The 20,824-nt window shown below is 63.7% G+C and carries 17 protein-coding genes; 11 read left to right on the top strand and 6 right to left on the bottom strand.

Annotation, left to right across the window (positions count from 1 at the left end):
- Positions 1-17: 17 nt before the first annotated feature.
- The 3 genes from IVB32_RS35020 (at position 18) to IVB32_RS35010 (ending at position 4,422) form a co-directional block, all read left to right on the top strand.
- Positions 18-1,253 (top strand): putative DNA modification/repair radical SAM protein, encoded by a 1,236-nt coding sequence (locus IVB32_RS35020; protein WP_247366979.1) that lies wholly within the window; start codon positions 18-20, stop codon positions 1,251-1,253.
- Positions 1,253-2,695, top strand: coding sequence for a UdgX family uracil-DNA binding protein (locus IVB32_RS35015; RefSeq protein WP_018456907.1), 1,443 nt, complete (start codon positions 1,253-1,255; stop codon positions 2,693-2,695). Before IVB32_RS35020 ends, IVB32_RS35015 begins: the two co-directional genes overlap by 1 nt.
- A 98-nt stretch (positions 2,696-2,793) precedes the next feature.
- A complete protein-coding gene (locus tag IVB32_RS35010) occupies positions 2,794-4,422 on the top strand; it encodes an inorganic phosphate transporter (protein ID WP_247366981.1) in 1,629 nt (542 codons plus the stop codon).
- Positions 4,423-4,509: 87 nt separating this feature from the next.
- On the opposite strand, the gene IVB32_RS35005 is transcribed toward IVB32_RS35010, so the two are convergent.
- Complete coding sequence (locus tag IVB32_RS35005; RefSeq protein WP_247366984.1) at positions 4,510-5,682, bottom strand: M20 aminoacylase family protein; 1,173 nt, start codon at positions 5,680-5,682, stop codon at positions 4,510-4,512.
- Between the two features lie 200 nt (positions 5,683-5,882).
- Between IVB32_RS35005 and IVB32_RS35000 the strand changes: the two genes are divergently transcribed.
- From IVB32_RS35000 to IVB32_RS34980, 5 genes are all read left to right on the top strand, one after another.
- On the top strand, positions 5,883-7,502 hold the full coding sequence (locus IVB32_RS35000; RefSeq protein WP_018456910.1) for a GMC family oxidoreductase N-terminal domain-containing protein: 1,620 nt from the start codon (positions 5,883-5,885) through the stop codon (positions 7,500-7,502).
- 186 nt (positions 7,503-7,688) lie between these two features.
- Positions 7,689-8,633 (top strand): metallophosphoesterase, encoded by a 945-nt coding sequence (locus IVB32_RS34995; RefSeq protein ID WP_018456911.1) that lies wholly within the window; start codon positions 7,689-7,691, stop codon positions 8,631-8,633.
- A gap of 23 nt (positions 8,634-8,656) precedes the next feature.
- Positions 8,657-8,992: a cupredoxin family copper-binding protein gene (locus IVB32_RS34990; protein ID WP_018456912.1), complete on the top strand. Its 336-nt coding sequence runs from the start codon at positions 8,657-8,659 to the stop codon at positions 8,990-8,992.
- Positions 8,993-9,149: 157 nt separating this feature from the next.
- The gene (locus IVB32_RS34985; RefSeq protein WP_018456913.1) at positions 9,150-9,698 is read left to right on the top strand and encodes a sigma-70 family RNA polymerase sigma factor; all 549 of its coding nucleotides are present in this window, start codon (positions 9,150-9,152) and stop codon (positions 9,696-9,698) included.
- On the top strand, positions 9,695-10,450 hold the full coding sequence (locus IVB32_RS34980) for an anti-sigma factor (protein ID WP_085362348.1): 756 nt from the start codon (positions 9,695-9,697) through the stop codon (positions 10,448-10,450). The genes IVB32_RS34985 and IVB32_RS34980 overlap by 4 nt, the downstream gene beginning before the upstream one ends.
- A 15-nt stretch (positions 10,451-10,465) precedes the next feature.
- Here IVB32_RS34980 and IVB32_RS34975 read toward each other — a convergent pair whose 3' ends face one another.
- Positions 10,466-10,870 (bottom strand): GFA family protein, encoded by a 405-nt coding sequence (locus IVB32_RS34975; RefSeq protein ID WP_085362347.1) that lies wholly within the window; start codon positions 10,868-10,870, stop codon positions 10,466-10,468.
- A gap of 114 nt (positions 10,871-10,984) precedes the next feature.
- Complete coding sequence (gene hpnO, locus IVB32_RS34970) at positions 10,985-12,376, bottom strand: aminobacteriohopanetriol synthase HpnO (RefSeq protein WP_026233264.1); 1,392 nt, start codon at positions 12,374-12,376, stop codon at positions 10,985-10,987.
- A 141-nt stretch (positions 12,377-12,517) separates the two neighbouring features.
- On the opposite strand from hpnO, the gene IVB32_RS34965 reads away from it, so the two are divergent.
- Positions 12,518-13,150, top strand: coding sequence for a DUF2147 domain-containing protein (locus IVB32_RS34965; protein ID WP_018456917.1), 633 nt, complete (start codon positions 12,518-12,520; stop codon positions 13,148-13,150).
- Here IVB32_RS34965 and IVB32_RS34960 read toward each other — a convergent pair.
- The gene (locus IVB32_RS34960; protein WP_018456918.1) at positions 13,118-15,706 is read right to left on the bottom strand and encodes an MMPL family transporter; all 2,589 of its coding nucleotides are present in this window, start codon (positions 15,704-15,706) and stop codon (positions 13,118-13,120) included. The two genes, IVB32_RS34965 and IVB32_RS34960, sit on opposite strands and share 33 nt — an antisense overlap.
- A gap of 460 nt (positions 15,707-16,166) precedes the next feature.
- Between IVB32_RS34960 and ispH the strand changes: the two genes are divergently transcribed.
- Complete coding sequence (ispH, locus tag IVB32_RS34955) at positions 16,167-17,093, top strand: 4-hydroxy-3-methylbut-2-enyl diphosphate reductase (protein ID WP_035993095.1); 927 nt, start codon at positions 16,167-16,169, stop codon at positions 17,091-17,093.
- A gap of 35 nt (positions 17,094-17,128) precedes the next feature.
- The gene (gene hpnH / locus IVB32_RS34950) at positions 17,129-18,289 is read left to right on the top strand and encodes an adenosyl-hopene transferase HpnH (RefSeq protein ID WP_007593619.1); all 1,161 of its coding nucleotides are present in this window, start codon (positions 17,129-17,131) and stop codon (positions 18,287-18,289) included.
- A gap of 81 nt (positions 18,290-18,370) precedes the next feature.
- Here hpnH and IVB32_RS34945 read toward each other — a convergent pair whose 3' ends face one another.
- Both IVB32_RS34945 and shc read right to left on the bottom strand, forming a co-directional pair.
- Positions 18,371-19,120 (bottom strand): phosphorylase, encoded by a 750-nt coding sequence (locus tag IVB32_RS34945; protein ID WP_026233265.1) that lies wholly within the window; start codon positions 19,118-19,120, stop codon positions 18,371-18,373.
- The coding region (shc, locus tag IVB32_RS34940) for a squalene--hopene cyclase (RefSeq protein ID WP_247412870.1) at positions 19,117-20,824 on the bottom strand (1,708 nt) is incomplete at its 5' end. The genes IVB32_RS34945 and shc, both read right to left, overlap by 4 nt.

The raw sequence follows: 20,824 nt of genomic DNA, 5'->3' as shown, positions 1-20,824 counted from the left end.
AATCAAAGGGATCCAATATGGACGTGCAACGCAAGCTGGAAATCCTGGCCGACGCCGCCAAGTACGACGCGTCTTGCGCCTCCAGCGGCACCGAGAGGCGGGATTCCAGCGACGGCAAGGGCATGGGATCGACCGCGCCCGGCATGGGCATTTGCCATTCCTACGCGCCGGACGGTCGCTGTATCTCGCTGCTCAAGGTGCTGCTGACCAACGCCTGCAATTACGACTGCCTCTATTGCGTCAACCGGGCCTCTTCCAACGTGCCACGCGCCCGCTTCACCATCGACGAAGTCGTCAAGCTGACGCTCGACTTCTACCGGCGCAATTACATCGAAGGACTGTTTCTCTCCTCCGGCATCATCCGCAACCCCGACTACACCATGGAGCAGGTGGTAAGCGTCGCGCGCAAACTGCGCGAGGAGCATCACTTCCGTGGCTACATCCATCTCAAAACAATCCCCGAGGCCGACGATACATTGATCTCCGAGGCCGGCAAATATGCCGACCGTCTCTCTATCAACATCGAGATGCCGCAGGAGACGAGCCTGCAGCAATTCGCGCCCGAGAAGGACGTGCGCGCGATCCGCCGCACAATGGGCCGACTGCGGCTGAAGCTGGACGAGGCCGAGGAAAGCCGTAGCGCGAAGACGAAAGCCAAGCCGCAGCGCTTCGCACCGGCCGGCCAAAGCACGCAGATGATCGTCGGCGCCGACGCGGCCTCCGACCACACTATCCTCCACACCAGCGCCAATCTCTACAGTTCATACAGGCTGAGGCGCGTCTATTATTCCGCGTTCAGCCCGATCCCCGATGCCAGCCGCGCGCTGCCTCTGCGCGCGCCGCCCTTGCTGCGCGAGCACCGACTCTACCAGGCCGACTGGCTGATGCGGTTCTACGGCTTCGACGTCGGCGAGATCGTCGACGACAGTGCGATGCTGCCGCTCGACATCGATCCAAAACTCGCCTGGGCGCTGCGCCACCGCGACCGCTTCCCGCTCGACGTCAACCGGGCCAGCCGCGAGGAATTGTTGCGCGTGCCGGGCTTCGGCACCAAGGCGGTCGAGCGCATCATCGCGGCGCGCCGCACGACCACCATCCGCGTCGCCGATCTCGCGCGGCTGCATGTGCCCCGGAACAAAGCGCTGCCGTTCATCGTGCTGAGCGATCACCGGCCCGCGACGCACCGCCTCGACGAGGCACGGCTGATCGAACGGTTCAAGCCGAAGGCCACACAACTGGGATTTGGCTTCTGATGCAGTACATCACCCTCGAGAACGAAACCGATTTCGACGGCTGGCGCAAAGCCGCGCGTAGCCTCGTGCTTCACCAAATGAAACCGGTCGATGTCACCTGGACCGTGCAGGGCGGCGAAGCGGAGCTGTTCGCGCCACCCTCGCCGTCTCCGCTGCCGGCCGGTGGCGATAGCACCTTCAACGTGCCAGCAAAATTCGTCGAGCTCGCCAAGGCCGCGATCCTGCATCGCGATCCCGAGCGTTTCGCGATCCTCTATCGCCTGCTGTTTCGGCTGAACGACAATCACGACCTCATCGAGGTCGCGACCGATCTCGATGTCGCGCAAGTCACGGCCATGGCAAAGGCGGTCTACCGCGACGAGCACAAGATGCATGCCTTCGTGCGCTTCCGCGAGATCGGCAGGGAACGCGAAGCACACTACGTCGCCTGGTTCGAGCCGGAGCATCATATCGTCGAGCTCGCCGCGCCGTTCTTCGCCAAGCGCTTCGCCGATATGCCCTGGTCGATCCTGACGCCGGATTTGTGCGCGCATTGGGATGGCCACGCGCTCTCGTTCACGTCAGGCGTCGGCAAGAGCGAGGCGCCGAACGAAGACCGGCTGGAGGAAACCTGGCGGCGCTACTATGCCAGCATCTTCAATCCGGCCCGCCTGAAGGTGAAGGCAATGCAGACCGAGATGCCGAAGAAATATTGGAGGAACCTGCCCGAGGCTTCGATCATTAAGCCCCTGATTGAGGACGCCGAGCGCATGACCGGCGCCATGATCGCCAATGCCCCAACCGATCCGCACAAGCCTCAAAAGCGGCCGGAGGCTCCGATGAAACGCAAGACCGCTGCCGACGATCTCGAAGCGCTCCGCGAGGAGGCCGCCCACTGCCGCGCCTGCCATCTCTACAAGGACGCCACCCAGACCGTGTTCGGCGAGGGTCCGAAGTCCGCCAATATCATGCTGGTCGGCGAACAACCTGGCGACAAGGAAGACCTCGCCGGCCATCCCTTCGTCGGTCCAGCCGGCCAGATGCTCGACAAGGCGCTGCAGGAGGCCGGCGTCGACCGCAAGAAGGTCTATGTCACCAACGCGGTGAAACACTTCAAATTCGTGCCGCGCGGCAAGATTCGCCTGCATCAGAAGCCGAATACGCCGGAGATAAAGGCCTGCCGGCAGTGGTATGAGCGGGAGGTCTCCGTCATCCAGCCCGATCTCATCGTCGCGATGGGCGCGACCGCCGCGCAGAGCGTGTTCGGCAAGATCACCCCGATCGGAAAGAACCGCGGCCGGCTCATCGACCTGCCCGACGGTCACAAGGCGCTGGTGACGGTGCACCCGTCCTATCTGCTGCGGCTGCCCGATCCGGAAGCCAAGGTGCTGGAATATCGGCGCTTTGTCGAAGATTTGAAGATCGTCGCCGGGTTGCAGAAGAAAGCCGCGCGCGCCGCCTGAATACGGGCGGGAAAACCCCTTTCATGCCTCGCCTGTCATCCAGCCTTCAAATCCATCGCGGACAATAGCCCCTACAGAAAGTTAAGGGGCCTCCAGACATGACCGATGTTGCATTCGACCGCGCGGTAGCCGATCCCGCGCCGATCCAGCCGGCCTCGCGGCCAAATCTCGACAAGGGCTTCAATCCGCTGACGATGATCCTGTTCTTCGGCATCCTCGCCGCGGGCCTGCTCTATGTGGCCTACAGCATCTATTCGGATGTCGATGCGACCGGCACGCGGGTCACGAGCTATCTGCCCTACATCCTCTTGTTTGTCGCGCTGCTGATCGCGCTCGGCTTCGAATTCGTCAACGGCTTCCACGACACCGCCAACGCGGTAGCGACCGTGATCTACACCCATTCGCTGCCGGCCGAAGTCGCGGTGATGTGGTCGGGTTTCTTCAACTTTCTCGGCGTGCTGCTCTCGTCCGGCGCGGTCGCCTTCGGCATCGTCTCGCTGCTACCGGTCGAGCTGATCCTGCAGGTCGGCTCCAGCGCCGGTTTCGCGATGGTGTTCGCGCTGCTGATCGCCGCGATCCTTTGGAACCTCGGCACCTGGTATTTCGGCCTGCCGGCCTCCTCCTCGCACACGCTGATCGGCTCGATCATCGGAGTCGGCGTTGCGAACGCGCTGATGCGCGGCCGCGACGGCACCTCGGGCGTGGACTGGGGCAAGGCTACGGAGATCGGCTATGCGCTTCTGTTGTCGCCACTGGTCGGCTTCATCTGCGCCGCCGGCCTGCCTCTGCTGCTCAAGCTGATCATCAAGAACCCGGCGCTCTATGCCGCCCCTGAGGGTCACAAAGCCCCGCCGATGTGGATTCGCGGCCTGCTGATCCTGACCTGCACCGGCGTCAGCTTCGCCCATGGTTCGAACGACGGCCAGAAGGGCATGGGCCTGATCATGCTGATCCTGATCGGCACCGTGCCCACAGCCTATGCGCTCAACCGCGCATTGCCGGAGTCGCAGGTCGCCCAGTTCGCGAAGGTCTCGGATGCCGCCTCCAAGGTGGTTGCGGCCAAGGGCGCCGGCCATGCGATCATCGGCGATCCCCGTCCTGCGGTGACGCAGTACGTCACCTCGCATCACATCAGCGAAGGCACCTACCCTTCGCTGTCAGTGCTGGTGAAGGATGTCGGCGAGCAGGTCGCGAAATACGGTTCGCTGAACAAGGTGCCGGCGGAAGTCGTCGGCAACACCCGCAACGACATGTACCTGACTTCGGAAGCGATCCGATTCCTGATGAAGGACAAGGAAAACGACCTCAGCAAGGAAGAGGTCGCGACCTTGAACGCCTACAAAGGCGGGCTAGACAGCGCGACCAAGTTCATCCCGACCTGGGTGAAGGTCGCGGTCGCGATCGCGCTCGGTCTCGGCACCATGATCGGCTGGAAGCGCATCGTCGTCACCGTCGGCGAGAAGATCGGCAAGACCCATCTCACCTACGCGCAGGGTGCCTCCGCCGAGCTCGTCGCCGCCGCCACGATCGGCGCCGCCGACGCGTTCGGCCTGCCGGTCTCGACCACCCACGTGCTGTCGTCCGGCGTCGCCGGCACCATGGCCGCGAACGGTTCGGGTCTCCAGGTCGCCACCATCAGGAACATGGTGATGGCCTGGGTGCTGACCTTGCCCGTCGCTATCCTGTTGTCGGGCACGCTGTACGTGATCTTCTCGCGGATCTTCTGAAGCCGATCAGTCACTCGAAGACAAAGGGCCCGTGCGATGCGCGGGCCCTTTTTCGTTTGTGCTTTCGGCTTGATCTTGCGCTTGGCCTTACGATGCCGCGAGCGATTCCTCGACCAGCTTAACCCAATACGATGTGCCGTAAACGATGGCGTCGTCGTCGAAATTGTAGGCGGGGTGATGCAGGCCGGCGCTGTCGCCGTTGCCGCAGAAGATGAAGGCGCCGGGGCGCGCTTCCAGCATATAGGCGAAATCCTCGCCGCCCATCAGCGGCGACATCTCGAGCACATTGGCCTCGCCCGCAACTTGCCCCGCGATGCGACGTGCGATCTCGGTCTCCGCGGCGTGATTGTTCACCACGGGATAATTCCGCTTGTAGTGCAGATCGATCTTGGCGCCTGTGATCTGCGCCACGCCCGCCACAACCTCGTGGACGCGCTTCTCCACCAGCTTGCGCACCTCCGGCGACAGCGTGCGGATGGTGCCCCTCAGTGTCGCGGTTTGTGGAATCACGTTACGGGCATTGCCTGCGTGGAACTCGCAGATCGAAATCACGGCCGATTCCAGCGGATCGACGCTGCGCGCAACGATCGACTGCAGCGCCGTGATCACCTGTGCACCGACCAGAACGGAATCCACACATTTGTGCGGCCGCGCGGCATGGCCGCCGAGGCCCTCGATCATGATATCGACCTCATCGGTCGCCGCCATGATCGGACCCGGCCGGATCGCGAACGAGCCCACCGGAATGCCCGGACCGTTGTGCATGCCGTAGACCTGCTCGATGCCGAAGCGCTCCATCATGCCGTCCTTGACCATGGCCAAGCCACCCGCGCCGCCCTCCTCGGCCGGCTGGAAGATCACCACCGCATCGCCGGCGAAGTTGCGGGTCTCGGCGAGATAACGCGCAGCACCGAGCAGCATCGCGGTGTGGCCGTCATGGCCGCAGGCGTGCATCTTGCCGGGAGTCTTCGAAGCGTAAGGCAGGTTGGTCTGTTCCTCGACCGGCAGGGCATCCATGTCGGCACGCAGGCCGATGGCCTTGAGGCCCTCGCCGGCCGGCTTGCTGCCCTTGATCACGCCGACCACGCCGGTCTGGCCGATGCCCGTCACGACCTCATCGCAGCCGAATTCGCGCAGGCGGTCCGCGACGAATGCTGCGGTGCGGTGGACGTCGTAGAGCAGCTCCGGATGCTGGTGGATGTCCCGGCGCCAGGCCTGAATATCGGGTTGAAGTTCGGCGACGCGGTTCACGATGGGCATGGAGGGTCTCAAGCTTTGTTGAAAATGCAGGCCTGTCTACCATGCAAGCACCAGTCCACCCAACTGGCGGGGATCTGGGGTAGCTCTGTCCTCCCGTCATGGCCGGACTTGTCCCGGCCATCCACGTCTGACTATTAGAACGGAAAGTGCGTGGATGCCTGGGACAAGCCTGGGCATAATGCCTATTGGGTGGAAGCAGAATGCCAAGGCGGCTCGAAGGTGAGTTTGACTATATTGTCGTTGGGGCCGGCACGGCGGGCTGCATCGTCGCCAACCGGCTGTCGGCCAATTCCAGCAATCGCGTCCTCCTCCTCGAAGCCGGCGGCGACGACAACTGGATCTGGTTCCACATTCCCGTCGGCTATCTCTTCGCCATCGGCAATCCGCGCTCGGACTGGATGTTCAGGACCGAGGCCGAGCCCGGCCTGAACGGCCGCTCGCTCGCCTATCCCCGTGGCAAGGTGATCGGCGGCTCCTCGGCGATCAACGCCATGATCTCGATGCGTGGACAGGCCGCCGATTACGATCACTGGCGCCAGCTCGGCATGACCGGCTGGGGTTATGACGACGTGCTGCCGCTGTTCAAACGGCTCGAGGATCACTTCCTCGGCGCAAGCGAGCATCACGGCGCCGGCGGCGGCTGGCGCATCGAGGCGCCGCGGCTGTCCTGGGACATACTCGATGCCGTGGGCGATGCGGCCGAGGAGATGGGCATCAAGCGCATCCCGGATTTCAATACCGGCGACAACGAAGGCACCAGCTATTTCCACGTCAATCAGAAGCGCGGCCGGCGCTGGTCGTCGGCGCGCGGCTTTCTCAAGCCGGTATTGAACCGCCCGAACCTGCGGCTCGAAAAGCATGTGCTGGTCGATCGTCTGATCATCGAACAGGGCCGCGCCGTCGGCGTGCGCTTCATCCAGAATGGCGAGATCATCGAGGCGCGTGCGAAACGCGAGGTGGTCCTCTCGGCAGGCGCGATTGGCTCGGTACAGGTGCTGCATCGCTCCGGCATCGGACCTGCCGACTGGCTGTCGCCGCTCGGCATCGACATCGTGATGGACAAGCCCGGCGTCGGCCGCAATCTGCAGGATCATCTGCAGCAGCGCGCGATCTACAAGGTCGAAGGCGTGCGCACACTGAACGAGACCTATTACAACCTGGTTCGACGCGGCCTGATGGGCCTCGACTACGCCTTCCGCCGCCGCGGGCCGTTGACCATGGCGCCGTCGCAGCTCGGCATCTTCACCCGCTCCGATGCGACGCGCGCACGCGCCAACATCCAGTTCCACGTGCAACCGCTGTCGCTCGACAAGTTCGGCGATCCCCTGCACCGCTTTCCCGCGATCACGGTGAGCGCCTGCAATCTCCAGCCGACATCGCGTGGCACCGTACGTCTGCGTTCGGCGGCGCCGGACGAGAAGCCCATCATCGCGCCGAATTATCTTTCAACGGACGACGACCGTCAGGTCGGCGCCGATGCCATCCGCACCACCCGCCGCCTGATGCAGCAGAAGGCCTTGGCAAAATACCGCCCAAGCGAATATCTGCCCGGCCCCGCCGTCGGCGACGACGATGCCTCTCTTGCCAAGGCCGCCGGCGACATCGGCACCACCATCTTCCATCCCGTCGGTACCGCGAAGATGGGCGCAGCAAATGATCCGATGGCGGTGGTCGACGAACGCCTGCGCTTCTACGGTCTCGGCAGCCTTCGCATTGTCGATGCCTCGATCATGCCGACCATCACGTCTGGCAACACCAACACGCCGACCGCGATGATCGCCGAAAAGGGCGCAACAATGATTTTGGAGGATTCGAAGTGAATGCGTAGCCTGATGGGGCGTAGCGAAATCCGGGAGAGGACGCTCGATTGGTCCCGTATTCCGCTACGCTCCATACGGGCTACGCGTCCAACCACCTCACGAAAACGTCATCGCGTCCGGGAATAACACCCCCGCTCCCCCAATCACCTCCCCGAAGCCCAATTCCGGGCGAAGTGGAGCTGCGCGATGAGCGGACACGATCACGGCGAGGACGGCTTAAGCCGCCGCAAGGTGTTGGAATGCATGACCTGGGCCGGCACCGGGGTGCTCTGGACCATCACCGGTGGCGTCCCGCGCTCGCTCGGCATCATCGATTCCGCGCAAGCCGCGACCGCGGCCGCGCCCGGAATGACCTTCCTCCAGATCAGCGACAGCCATGTCGGCTTCGACAAGCCGGCCAATCCCAACGCGCTCGGCACGCTCGAGGAAGCCATCAACAAGATCAACGCGATGCCGGTCAAGCCGTCCTTCATGATCCACACTGGCGACATCACGCATCTCTCCAAGGCCGCCGAGTTCGACAATGCCGATCGCATCATCTCGCAGAGCAAGCTCGACGTGCATTACGTGCCCGGCGAGCATGACTTCCTCGACGAGGACGTGAAGTTCTATCGCGAGCGCTACGGCCGCGGTACCAAGGGCGCAGGCTGGTATTCGTTCGACGCCGGCGGCGTGCACTTCATCGGCCTCGTCAATGTCGTCGACCTCAAGGCCGGAGGCCTCGGCAATCTCGGCGCCGAGCAGCTCGCCTGGCTCGAGGACGATCTGCGCGGCAAGTCGAAATCGACGCCGATCGTGCTGTTCGCCCACATCCCGCTCTGGACCGTCTACCCCGAATGGGGCTGGGGCACTGAGGACGGCGCCCGCGCGCTGGAACAGGTGAAAGGCTTCGGTTCGGTCACCGTGCTCAATGGCCACATTCACCAGGTGATGCAGAAGGTCGAAGGCAACGTCACCTTCCACACCGCACGCTCCACCGCCTTTCCGCAGCCGGCGCCGGGAGCTGCCCCCTCGCCCGGACCGATGAAGGTCGAGGACGCAAAGCTCCGCGCGATGCTCGGCGTTGCCAGCATTAACTTCAAGCAGAACGAGCAGCGGCTCGCGATCATCGACACGCCGCTCCAGAGTTGATGCAGGACTAACGGAAGCTGACAATGAAGACTCTCAATCGCCGCGACCTCGGTGTCGCCTTCGGTCTTGCTTTGGCCGCGGCCATGCTGTTACCCGCCACAACCGCCCATGCCGACGACATGGAGGTGCATATCGACAATTTCGTCTTCCAGCCGGCCGAGCTCAAGATCAAGGTCGGCACCACCGTGACCTGGACCAACCGGGACGACATCCCCCACACCGTGGTGTCGGCCGGGAAGTTCAGGTCCAAGACCCTGGACACTGACGACAAGTTCTCGTTCACCTTCACCAATGCGGGCGACTACAAATATTTTTGTTCTCTGCACCCGCACATGACGGGGATGATCAAGGTTGAGTAACACCTCGAACCAAGGCATCAACGTCTTGCCCGGCCGGTGGTCCCACACCGGCCGGGCCCGTGTGCCTTCGGTCACACTCAGGGACGAAACGAATAGGGACGAGACGAACAGCGACGAAACCAAGCAACGAGCAGAACAAGAGGCAAAGCGAGGAGCGATGCCCGCCAACGACGATTTGCAGAAGGCGCAACGCTTCCGCGAGGCGGCGCTCCCCCATCTCGACGACGTCTACACGCTCGCGCGCTATCTCTTGCGTGACCCCTCCGATGCCGAGGACGCGGTGCAGGAGTGCTATCTGCGCGCGCTGAAGCATTTCGACAGCTATCGCGGGCCGGCGATAAAGCCTTGGCTATTCGCGATCCTGCGTAACGTCTGCAATGCCGAATATGCACGGCGCGCACACAGGCACAGCGCGATCGAGGATACGCCCGGCGCTGCCGAGCAGACGCCGATCTGGCAGGAGACCGAGGCCAGCCCCGAAACCGAAGTGCTGCGCAGCCGCGATGCGGGCGCGATCCGCAAGCTGATCGACGCGCTCGCCGAGCCGTTCAAGGAAACGTTCGTGCTGCGGGAGATCAACAACCTGTCCTATCGTGAAATCGCCGAGGCCGCCGGCGTGCCCGTCGGCACTGTGATGTCCCGCCTCGCCCGCGCCCGTGCCATGCTGCGCGCGGCCTGGACGGCGGATGAGGAGCAAGCAAGATGACCTGCGACGAAGCAAGAATCCTGCTTCACGCGCTGCTCGACAACGAGCTCGATGCCGGCCACGCGCGCGAGGTCGAAGCCCATATCGCCGGCTGCCCGGCCTGCGCTGCGGAGTTCGCCGCGCAGCGCGAGATGCAGCGCGTGCTCGCAGACGCCGATTTGCGCTACACCGCACCGGCGAGCCTGCGTGCGCGTATCGAGGCCTCGCTGCCGCAGCCGCAGCATCAACAGCCGAGCCGCCGCTCCGTGCTGCGCGGCTTTGCGATGGGCTCGGCAGTCTCCGCGCTCGCCGCCTCCGGCGTCGTCGCATTGGTGCTGCGCCAGGACGACCAGCAGCGCATCCTGTCGGAGGTCGTCTCCGCGCATCTGCGCTCGCTCCAGGCCGGCCACCTCATCGACGTGGTCTCGACCGACCAGCACACGGTGAAGCCGTGGTTCAACGGCAAGCTCGACGTCGCCCCGCCCGTGATCGACCTCACCGCACAAGGCTTTACGCTGGTCGGCGGCAGGCTCGATTATATCGACGCCCGCGCCATCGGTGCGGTCGTCTATAAGCGCCGGCAGCACGTGGTGAATTTGTTCGTATCGCAGACATCGAACGCGGAATACCGCGCACCCAGGACCGAAGCCATGCAGGGCTTCAACTGCCGGCGCTGGGGCAATCGCGGCCTGAACTTCTGGGCCGTCAGCGATCTCGGCGCAGACGAGCTTGCCGAATTCGTCGACAAGTTCGAGGCGGCGATGAACGGTTAGCTTCTGCGCATGCCGTCATTCGAGCGGAGGAAATCGTTCGAAGACGGGCAGTTCGTGAGCCCGCACCATCCAGCCAATCCGCTCGGCGACCTGAATGTGCATCGTCGCCGGAACGGCATCAGGGTCATCATAGGTGCCGCTCTGGATATCGATGATATCGGGCATCAGGTTTTCGTTGATGTAGAACAGCCCCGTGCCGCAATCGGCACAGAAGTGACGTCGTCCATGTTCGGATGATTGATAGATCTTCGGCTGACCGCGCACGACTTTGACCGCCTTGAGCGAATACATCACCCAGCCAACCATCGGTGCCCCGGAGTGACGGCGGCAATCCGCGCAATGGCAGAGCGCATGCACCATCATGTCGCCGTTCACTTCATAGCGGATGGCGCCGCAATGACAGCCGCCAGTCAAAGGCATCGCCCACTCCTCTCCCGGTCAGGTCAATGCCGGGAAAAAGCGTCGATTTGGAATTTCGGGAGACGGACTGCTTCAGCAGGTCGCACGTCGCGACATCAGGCCGCAGCAGAGGCCTTACGCAGACCTTCGCACCGCATTGTCCACCAGCGTCTTGCCGAGCGACCAAATCGCGCCGGGGACCTTGTGGCTGCCGGCGATGACGTCGTCGAAGGCGCGCTCGATCCAGCCGCAATCTTCCTCGGTGATGGTGAGCGGCGGCAGAAGCTTGATGGTGTGGCTGCCATGGCCGGCGACTTGCGTGAGGATCTTGTGGTCCTTGAACAGCGGCACGGTGATGAGCTGGCAGAACAGACCCTTGTTGGCTGCCTCCAGCACGTTCCAGGACGCCCGCAGCCGCAGCGATTTCGGCGGACCGAACTCGACGCCGATCATCAGGCCCTTGCCGCGGACCTCCTTCAACAGCTCGTAGCCGGGCACCATGCGCGTGAGCGCGAGGCGCAGCTCGGCACCGCGCTTGGCGGCGGACTCGATCAGCTTCTCGGACTCCATGATGTCAAGCGTGGCGATGCCCGCAGCCATCGCCAGGTCGTTCTTGGAGAAGGTCGAGCCGTGCACGACGGCGCGGTCCATCTGGTTGAATATCTTGTCGAAGATGCTTTTGCGCGTCAGCACCGCGCCGACCGGCACATGGCCGCCGGACAGCGACTTCGACAGCAGCACCATGTCGGGCTCGACGTTCCAGTGCTCGACCGCGAGGAAGCGGCCGGTGCGGCCCATGCCGGTCTGGATCTCGTCGGCGACGAACAGCGTGCCGTATTTCTTGCAGAGCGCAGCTGCACCCGGCAGGAACTCGTCGGTGGGCATGTTGACGCCCTTGCCCTGGATTGGCTCGACGACGAAGGCCGCCACCTCGCGCGAGGCCAGCGCCTTTTCGAGCGCGGCGAGATCGTTGAACGGGATCGAAGTGCATCCCGGCAGCAGCGGCTCGAAGCCGGTGCGGAAGTTCGAATCACCGGTCAGCGACAGCGCGCCATAGGTCAGGCCGTGATAGCCGTGGGCACAATAGACGATCCCCGGACGACCGGTGGCGCCGCGGGCGAACTTGATCGCCGCTTCGACGCATTCGGCGCCGGAATTGGCGAAGAACGCCTTATCAAGATAGGGGACGTATTTCAGGAGCCGCTCGGCGAGCACGCCGGCGAGCACCGAGACGTCGAACTGGACGAGGTTGGGCAGGTCGGCATCGAGCACGCTCTTGAGCGCCTCGCGCATGACAGGATGATTGCGCCCGATCGCAAACACGCCAAAACCGGACAAGAGGTCGAGATAGCGCGCCCCGTCGCGGTCGTAGAGATACTGTCCCTGCCCCTTCTGGAAGCCGACATCGTAGCCGATGGTCTTCAGAACCCGAACGAACTGCTCGTTCAGATGCCGATTATGCAGGGCGCTGCGCTGGGCCTGGCGGTCCGCGAACAGCTGAGACATGTCTGGATTTGGGCTGTGCATCCGCTACATACTTCGGTTGAGGGCCGTCTCGTCAACTGAAAACGGAACGTCGCTGAAAACGGTCTGTGCGGCCTTTTGCCCTTTTTCGGACCATCTTCGCAAGCAGAGCTTTAGACCATGTTGCACTGCCAAGGAACTATCATGCGTTTAGCCCTTTACACCGGACTAATACTGGCTGGCGGTTACACCTGCCTGAACCCGGCGCTCGCGGCCGATCCGACCGGCGACTGGCGGGTTGCCGACGGCGTCGCCAACATTCGTGTCGCCCAATGCAATGGCAGCATGTGGGGCGCGGTTTCCTGGGAAAAACAGCCCGGGGGCCGCGACGAGAACAATCCGGACGCGTCGAAAAAGACCCGGCCCACGCTGGGCATGGCGACCCTGATCGACATGAAGAAAAAGCCCGGCGCCGATCAATGGGAAGGTCAGGTCTACAATGCCAAGGACGGCCAGCTCTACAGCGCAACCATCACGCCGGTTGGCACCGACCAGCTCGAGATCAAGGGCTGCGTGATGGGGTTCCTGTGCGGTGGCGAGACCTGGACCCGGGTCAGCCCCCCGATTCCCTTGAGCTCCGCCAACGCCATGGCCAAGGGCGCGCCGAAGCCCACCGGCGCGGCGTCGAAAGCCCCGGGAACGACCGGCGCTACGGTGGCGCAGCCTGCGCCCGCAGCCCCGAAGGCCGCCGGCACCGCCAAACCCGGTCAGAAGGGCGCCGCCGACCAGGTCGGCGACATCTGCCTACTCCCTGAGATTGCGGGGTTTGCCCATTAGGGCAGGCTGAAACAGCAGCACGGCGGCGAGCGTCGTCACCAGCGACAACGCCAGCAGCTTGCCCATGCTGGACGTGCCGGGATGGCTCGACAGCCAAAGGCTGCCGAACGCGGTGGCCGTTGTCAGCGCGCTGAAAAAGATCGCGCGCGTCAGGCTGGTCTGGAGCAGGTTTGTCCTGCCCGAGCGCCAGGCCACGACATAGTAGATCTTGAAGGCCACGCCGACGCCGAGCAGCAGCGGGAACGCGACGATATTGGCGAAGTTGAGCGGCAAGCCGATCAGCACGCAGATCTCGAGCGTGACCGCGCCTGCCACCAACAGCGGCACCAGCGTCATCAACACGTCGACGAACCGGCGCAGCGTGATCCACAGTAATAGGCCGATCACCAGCAGCGCATAGATTCCGGCATGGATGAACGCCTTCACCACGGTGTCGCCGGATTTCAGGATCGAGACCGGACCGCCGATCGCGGTCGGCTCGGCAACGAGCACCGCCGCCGCAAATTTGCGTAGCGTGTCGTTGTCGTTGGGATCACCCTTCGGCAGCGCCTCGACGCGGATGATACCGTCCTTGCTCTTCCAGGCGCTGACGAGATCTGCCGGCAATGACTTCAGGGTGACCGGCTCGGCCTGCAACGCGTTCCGGAGCTGGTCGAACACGATCTTCATCGGCGCGACGAACACGTCCTGCGCCTTGTTCCGTGTGGCTTCATCGGCATTGGCGAGCTTTTCCAGCGCATCCGCGAGCCGACGCGAGGCAACCGCACCCGGGCCCTTCGCATCGCCTGCGGTCCGGCGCAGATTGTCGACCGACGATTTCAGCGCATCGACGTTTTCCTTGTCCGACGGCGCGGCGTCGATCTGGTCGGGATTGAGCGCGGGGTTCAGCACCTTGGCGCCCTGCGCGAGCAGCTTCAGCTTCGGCGGCTGGTCTTCAGGAACGAAGCTGTTGAGCGACATCACCCGCAACACCTCCGGCACCTTCTCCAGCTTCGCCTCCACCTGCCTTGCCTGCTCTTCCGACGTGGTCATCACGTTGATGGCATTGGCGCCCGTGTTGGGATCCTTGCGCAAGTCGAGGAAGGTCGCGATCGACTCTGCCTTCGGGTTGCGCAGATTCATCGGGTTGAAGTCGAACTTCATGAAATAGAGCAGCGGCAGGCCGGCGACCGCCAGAAACATGGTGCCACCGACGACCAGCACGCGGTGCTTCTCCAGGAAGTGATCGAGCGGCGCCAGGAAGGCATAGCCGACCGGCTCTTTCTCACCGGGCGGGTTCAACAGCTTCAGCATCGCCGGGAGCACGGTGATGCTAGTGAGGAACGCGACCAGCATGCCGACGCCGGCGATCTGGCCGAGTTCGGCGATACCCTTGTAGTCCGTGGGGATGAAGCAGAGGAAGCCAGCCGCGGTCGCCATTGCCGCCAGCGACAACGGAATTGCCGAGCGCTTGGCGGCCAGGATCAGCGCACCGGAGAGATCGTTGTGCTTGTAGCGCTCGGAGCGATAGCGGACGCTGTACTGGATGCCGAAATCGACGCCGAGGCCGACGAACAGCACGGCGAATGCGATCGACAGCAAATTGAGCGAGCCCACCATCATCAGGCCGGCGGCGGTGGTCAGCGCAAGACCGACGAAGAGATTGACGAACACCGCGAAGATGATCTTCGCCGAATGCAGCGCCAGCCACAGGATGAGCAGCACGACGAGGACCGTGCCGATGCCATTGACGACGGCGCCTTCCTGGACGGTTGCATATTCCTCGTTGGCGATCGGGACCGGCCCGGTCAGCCGGACTCGCGCCTGATATTTGGTGGCAAAATCCAGATCGGCTGCGGCCTTGCGGATCGCGTCGGTTGCGCCCTTGCCGGGCTCAAGCGCGTTGTAGTCGAGGATCGGCTTGAACTCGATGAAGGCGCGCTTGTCCGAATCCGTCAGCGGCTCGTCACTGACGAGCTGGCGCCAGGAGAACGTCGCATTGCCCTTGTTGAGCACGGTCTCGACCGTTTGCGCGATCTGGTTGAAGGGCCGTTCGGTGTTGTCGAGCTTGACCTGCCCGCGCTTGACGCCGGCAAGTCCCGTCTCGAGCGCGCCGGTCAGGCCGCGGATCGAGGGATCGCCCGCCATGATCTCGATCAGGGGTGCTGCGGATTCGAACTGGCCGGTGACCTTGGCAACTTCCTCTGTCGGCAGGAACAACAGACCATTCTTCTCGAAGAACTCGCCGGTGCCGAGCTGCTGCATCGACTGGAATTCGGTCTTGTTGTCCTTCAGCTTGGCATAGAGCGCGTCCGACGCCGCGGTCGCCATCTCCGGCGTCTTGGCTTCGACCACCGCCGTAATCGTCGCATCGCGGTCGAAGGCGCGATCGAACTGCTGGTCGCGTTGGCGCCAGTCCAGGTTTTGGGCAATCAGCGAGTTGATGTCGGTGTTGATGGCGAAATGCTGGGACGTGTAATAGCCCGCCCCCACCGCCAGCAGGAGCCCGAGAACGACGACGAGGGAGGCAAACCGGGTGCAGGCCCTGACGATGGCAACGACGACGCTTTGCAGCACTACTTTTCTTTCTGCGGTTAACAGCTTGCCGGAAACGCCCGCTGTTTAACGGAGTTCCCGGCCGAAACCTATTGCTGTTTTGAGTGGTTATCGCCGTCAGAAGCTTCGAGGTAAACGGCGGAAGACCATGGCATTATCATGCGGGCCATCGGTATAGCCGAGGAGTTGAGGCGGGAAAGTGACGAAGCGTGCGCACAAATGTCGCCACGTTGCTGCCACGGGCACCCTCTACTATAATACCGCCAAACTGATCCGGCAGGGAACCAAAGTTCATTCCACCTTTCCTTACTGCCGATTTTTTGACACAAAGTACTGCACCTCCATGCACCGGGGCCCCGGCAGGGGTGGGCGGCTACCGCGTGCGCCGAACCGATGGTGCGGATATTGCAACTCATTGGTTCGTATCGGGGTGTCCCTGAACTTGAGAGCGGATTGGTGCAACTTGCGTGATGGCCGTCCAATGGAAGTTTATCTGGCGCAACCGCGCGGCTTTTGCGCGGGGGTAGTGCGTGCGATCGAGATCGTGGAACGGGCGCTGGAGAAGTACGGCCCGCCCGTCTACGTGCGCCATGAGATCGTGCACAACAAGTACGTCGTCGAGAGCCTGAAGAACAAGGGCGCGATCTTCGTCGAGGAACTGTCGGAGGTGCCGCCGAAGGCGGTGACGGTCTTCAGCGCTCATGGCGTCGCCCGCAGCGTCGAGGAAGAAGCGGCCGCGCGCGACCTTCCGGTGCTCAATGCCACCTGCCCCTTGGTCACGAAAGTTCACAATCAGGGGAAGCGCTACATCGCCAGGGGCCGCACCCTGATCCTTATCGGCCATGCCGGCCACCCCGAGGTCGAGGGTACGATGGGCCAGGTTCCCGCCCCCGTACTGCTGGTCCAAAGCGTTGAAGAGGTTAAGGCCCTTGAGCTGCCGGCGGATACGCCAGTGGCCTATATCACCCAGACCACCCTGTCGGTGGATGACACAAAGGACATCATTTCGGCCCTGCAGGCCCGCTTTACAGATATTCAAGGCCCGGATATCCGGGATATCTGCTATGCGACACAGAACCGCCAATCTGCGGTAAGGGACTTGAGCAAGCTGGTCGACGTGATCTTGGTGGTGGGCGCTGCCAATAGCTCGAATTCGAACCGGCTCCGCGAAATCGGCACTGAGGCCGGTGTCGCGAGTTATCTGATTGCCGACGGCAGCGCGCTCAATCCGGAGTGGTTGAAAGATGCCAGAACCGTCGGTGTCACGGCTGGCGCTTCGGCGCCCGAGGTACTCGTGGATGACGTGATCGAAGCAATGCGGCGGATCGGACCGGTCAAGGTCTCGGTGCTCCCGGGCCGCGAGGAAAACATCGAATTCCGGCTTCCGGCCGAACTGGCTGCGAGCTGACCCACCCGAATTTCAAGCCCAGAAAGAAACTTGTAATGGCTATCCCCTTCTTCAAGGAAATGCGTATCGGCGGCTATTTGATCAAGCAGAAGCTGCTTGGCCGCAAGCGCTATCCGCTCGTGCTGATGCTGGAACCGCTGTTTCGCTGCAACCTCGCCTGCGTCGGCTGCGGCAAGATCGATTATCCGGATGCGATCCTCAACCGCCGCATGACGGCGCAGGAGTGCTGGGACGCGGCCGACGAGTGCGGTGCGCCTATGGTCGCCATTCCCGGCGGCGAGCCGCTGATCCACAAGGAGATCGGCGAGATCGTGCGCGGCCTCGTCGCGCGCAAGAAGTTCGTCTCGCTCTGCACCAACGCGCTGTTGCTCGAGAAGAAGCTCGATCTGTTCGAGCCCTCGCCCTACCTGTTCTTCTCCGTGCATCTCGACGGCCTGAAGGAGCACCACGACAAGGCCGTGTCGCAGAAGGGCGTTTTCGACCGCGCCGTCTCCGCGATCAAGGCGGCCAAGGCCCGCGGCTTCACCGTCAACGTCAACGCCACCATCTTCGACGGCCACCCGGCCGAAGAGATCGCCAAATTCCTCGACCTGACCGTCGAGCTCGGCGTCGGCGTCTCGATGTCGCCGGGCTACGCCTATGAGCGCGCGCCGGACCAGGAGCACTTCCTCAACCGCACCAAGACCAAGAAGCTGTTCCGCGACGTCTTTGCGATGGGCAAGGGCAAGAAGTGGAATTTCATGCATTCCGGCCTGTTCCTGGACTTCCTCGCCGGCAACCAGGAATACGAGTGCACGCCCTGGGGCATGCCCGCGCGCAACATCTTCGGCTGGCAGAAGCCCTGCTATTTGCTCGGTGAAGGCTATGCAAAAACCTTCAAGGAGCTGATGGACACCACCGACTGGGAGACCTACGGCACCGGCAAGTACGAGAAGTGCGCCGACTGTATGGCCCATTGCGGCTACGAGCCGACGGCGGCGACCGCCGCCATCAACAACCCGCTGAAGGCGATGTGGGTGTCGCTGCGCGGCATCAGGACCACGGGTCCGATGGCGCCGGAGATCGACATGTCCAAGCAGCGTCCTGCGCAGTACATCTTCTCCGCGGAAGTGCAGAAGCGCCTGTCGGAGATCCGCAAGGACGAGGCCGCCGCCGCACAGGAGAAGGCCGCACGGAAGGCGTCGACCGCCGCGTAAGCGCGCTAGTCCCACCAACAAGAAAAGGCCCGATCGCCAATGGCGACCGGGCCTTTTGTTTTTAGTGATCGCAGAACCCGCTCAGGCCGCCTCGGAGACCAGCGCCTCGCTGTCGACCAGTTCGGTGCCGATCAGGAAGTCGCGGCAGCCGCGCAGGCTGCGTAGCGCGCGGTTGAAGTCGAGGCCGGTCGAGACCAGTCCGTGCAGCGCAGTCGGGTTGCGCGCGATGCCGCGCAGCACGGCCAGCACGTCGATCTGGCCATTCGGCTTGATGGCGGCGCGGGCGAGCGCCGGCAGCGCGCGATGGGCGGGATCGCTGATGACGCGGACCGCGGCGAACGGCAAGCCGGCCTCGGCGGCGTAGGCCGCCGCGATGTGGCTTTCCATGTCGACGGCGGCCGCTCCCGTCTCCGAATGCAGCGCCGCCTTGCAGGAGCGCCCCGTGACCACTTCCTCGGCACCCGCGAGGCTGCCGCGCACAACGCGGCGGCGCCCCGACGTCAGGCGGTCGATGAGGTCGTCGCCGAGCGAGAGGCCAGCGGCCCAGCGGGTATCGCCCGCGAGCACCTCGGTCGCCAGCACGACGTCGCCGGAGCGCAGCGTCGGGTCGAGCCCGCCGGCCACGCCGAAGGAGATCACACCGCGAATCGTCTCGGGATCCAGCACCGTCAACAGCGCCCGCAACTGGGTGGGGCTGCTCGACGAACAGATGACCGCCATGCCAGGCCCGGCCGCGATGCGGGCCTCCTGAACCAGTCCAGTCACGATCAATATCGGCCGCGGATCAACGGTTTGACCCGCGGTAAGATAGTCCCCCGTCCCCAAAGTCACATTCCGACCCCTACCACCCTGCTGTTGGTGTTCCGCAAGTTCCGATACCGCGCCAACGCCCACAGCGGGAAGAACTTCGGATAACCATGGTACCGTAGATAGAATACACGGGGAAAGCCTGTGGCGGTGTACCGCTGTTCGTCCCACAGTCCTTTTTCGTTCTGTGTTGCAATCAGGTACTCCACCCCGCGGGCGACGGCCGGGTGATCAACCTCGCCAGCAGCCATCAAGGCAAGCAAGGCCCATGCCGTTTGCGAGGCGGTCGAGGGGGCGGCCTCCCATCCCCGATAGTCCAGCCGGTAGCTGACGGCATCCTCGCCCCAGCCGCCGTCCTGGTTCTGGATCGAGGCCAGCCAGCCGGCCGCTTTCCGCATCATCGGGTCGTCATGGCGGACGCCGGCCATGTTGAGGGCGCACAGCACCGACCAGGTTCCGTAGATGAAGTTCATGCCCCAGCGGCCGTACCAGGACCCTTCCGGGTGCTGGGTCTTGCGGAGGTAGGCGATCCCGTCCGCGACATGCTTGCTGGTCTCCGCGGTCTCGCCGAGCTGGGCCAGCATCGAGATGCAGCGCGCGGTGACGTCCTCGGTCGGCGGATCGAGCAGCGCGCCGTGGTCGGAGAACGGGATGTTGTTCAGATAATATTCGAGGTTGTTGACGTCGAAGGCGGCCCAGCCGCCGTCGTCGCTCTGCATGCCCTCGATCCACTCCCGGGCACGGTCGATCGCGGCGTCATAGCCGGTCGCACCGTGCTCCCGGCGCATCCGGTCCATCGACATCACGACCACCGCGGTGTCGTCGAGATCGGGATAATGGGCATTGTTGTACTGGAAGGCCCAGCCGCCCGGGCGTACGTCGGGCCGCTTCACCGCCCAGTCGCCCTTCACCTCGAGCTCCTGCTTCGGGATCAGCCAGTCGAGACCCTGCTTGGCGGCCGGCACCGCCTTGTCGCCGCCGGCTTCGAGCAGCGCGTGGGCGGTCAGCGTCGTGTCCCACACCGGCGAGACGCAGGGCTGGCAATAGGCTTCGTCGTCCTTGATCACGAGCAGCTTGTCGATGCCCCGGCGCGTGATCGCGCGCGGCGGGAAGTTCTCGTCCTTGCCGAGCGCGTCGTACATCATGACGATGTTGGCCATCGGCGGATAGATCGCGCCCATGCCGTCCTCGCCGTTCAGCCGCTCCTCGGTGAAGGCGAGCGCCGCGTCGATGGCGCGTTTGCGCAGGCTCTTGGGAAACATCGGCTCGACCACGCGCAAAATGCCGTCGAGCGCGCGGAACAGCACGAACCAGGCCATGCTCTGGTGCGGCGCCTCGGCGGTCATGCCGATCGAGCGCGGATCCTGCAGGAACAGCTCGTCGATGCCGACGCCCTTGGGATTCTTCGCCCGTGGCTTCAGCGCGGCGATGACCATCAGCGGCACCATGGTGGTGCGCGCCCAGTAGGAGATCTTGTTGATGTGGAACGGCGACCAGAACGGCAGCAGCACGATCTCGATCGGCAGCACCGGTACCGCGCGCCAGGTCACGACGCGAAACATCGCAAGCATGAAGCGCGTGAAGACATTGCTGTGAATGGCGCCGCCGCGGGAATGGATCGCCTCGCGCGCACGCACCATGTGCGGCGCGTCGATGGAATCCCCGATCATCTTCAGCGCGAAATACGCCTTGACGCTGGCGCTCATGTCGAACTCGCCGTCATGCACC

This window comes from Bradyrhizobium sp. 23 (assembly GCF_023073295.1).
Classification (GTDB): Bacteria; Pseudomonadota; Alphaproteobacteria; order Rhizobiales; family Xanthobacteraceae; genus Bradyrhizobium; species Bradyrhizobium canariense_D.
This window is presented reverse-complemented; position numbering and strand designations above follow the sequence as displayed.

Coding starts and splice junctions, on each gene's coding strand:
- IVB32_RS34965 (WP_018456917.1), top strand. CDS start 12,518: ATGCGTTTAGCCCTTTACACCGGACTAATACTGGCTGGCGGTTACACC.
- hpnO (WP_026233264.1), bottom strand. CDS start 12,376: ATGCACAGCCCAAATCCAGACATGTCTCAGCTGTTCGCGGACCGCCAG.
- hpnH (WP_007593619.1), top strand. CDS start 17,129: ATGGCTATCCCCTTCTTCAAGGAAATGCGTATCGGCGGCTATTTGATC.
- IVB32_RS34975 (WP_085362347.1), bottom strand. CDS start 10,870: ATGCCTTTGACTGGCGGCTGTCATTGCGGCGCCATCCGCTATGAAGTG.
- IVB32_RS34985 (WP_018456913.1), top strand. CDS start 9,150: ATGCCCGCCAACGACGATTTGCAGAAGGCGCAACGCTTCCGCGAGGCG.
- IVB32_RS35010 (WP_247366981.1), top strand. CDS start 2,794: ATGACCGATGTTGCATTCGACCGCGCGGTAGCCGATCCCGCGCCGATC.
- IVB32_RS35020 (WP_247366979.1), top strand. CDS start 18: ATGGACGTGCAACGCAAGCTGGAAATCCTGGCCGACGCCGCCAAGTAC.
- IVB32_RS34990 (WP_018456912.1), top strand. CDS start 8,657: ATGAAGACTCTCAATCGCCGCGACCTCGGTGTCGCCTTCGGTCTTGCT.
- IVB32_RS34995 (WP_018456911.1), top strand. CDS start 7,689: ATGAGCGGACACGATCACGGCGAGGACGGCTTAAGCCGCCGCAAGGTG.
- ispH (WP_035993095.1), top strand. CDS start 16,167: ATGGAAGTTTATCTGGCGCAACCGCGCGGCTTTTGCGCGGGGGTAGTG.
- IVB32_RS35000 (WP_018456910.1), top strand. CDS start 5,883: ATGCCAAGGCGGCTCGAAGGTGAGTTTGACTATATTGTCGTTGGGGCC.
- IVB32_RS35005 (WP_247366984.1), bottom strand. CDS start 5,682: ATGCCCATCGTGAACCGCGTCGCCGAACTTCAACCCGATATTCAGGCC.
- IVB32_RS34980 (WP_085362348.1), top strand. CDS start 9,695: ATGACCTGCGACGAAGCAAGAATCCTGCTTCACGCGCTGCTCGACAAC.
- IVB32_RS35015 (WP_018456907.1), top strand. CDS start 1,253: ATGCAGTACATCACCCTCGAGAACGAAACCGATTTCGACGGCTGGCGC.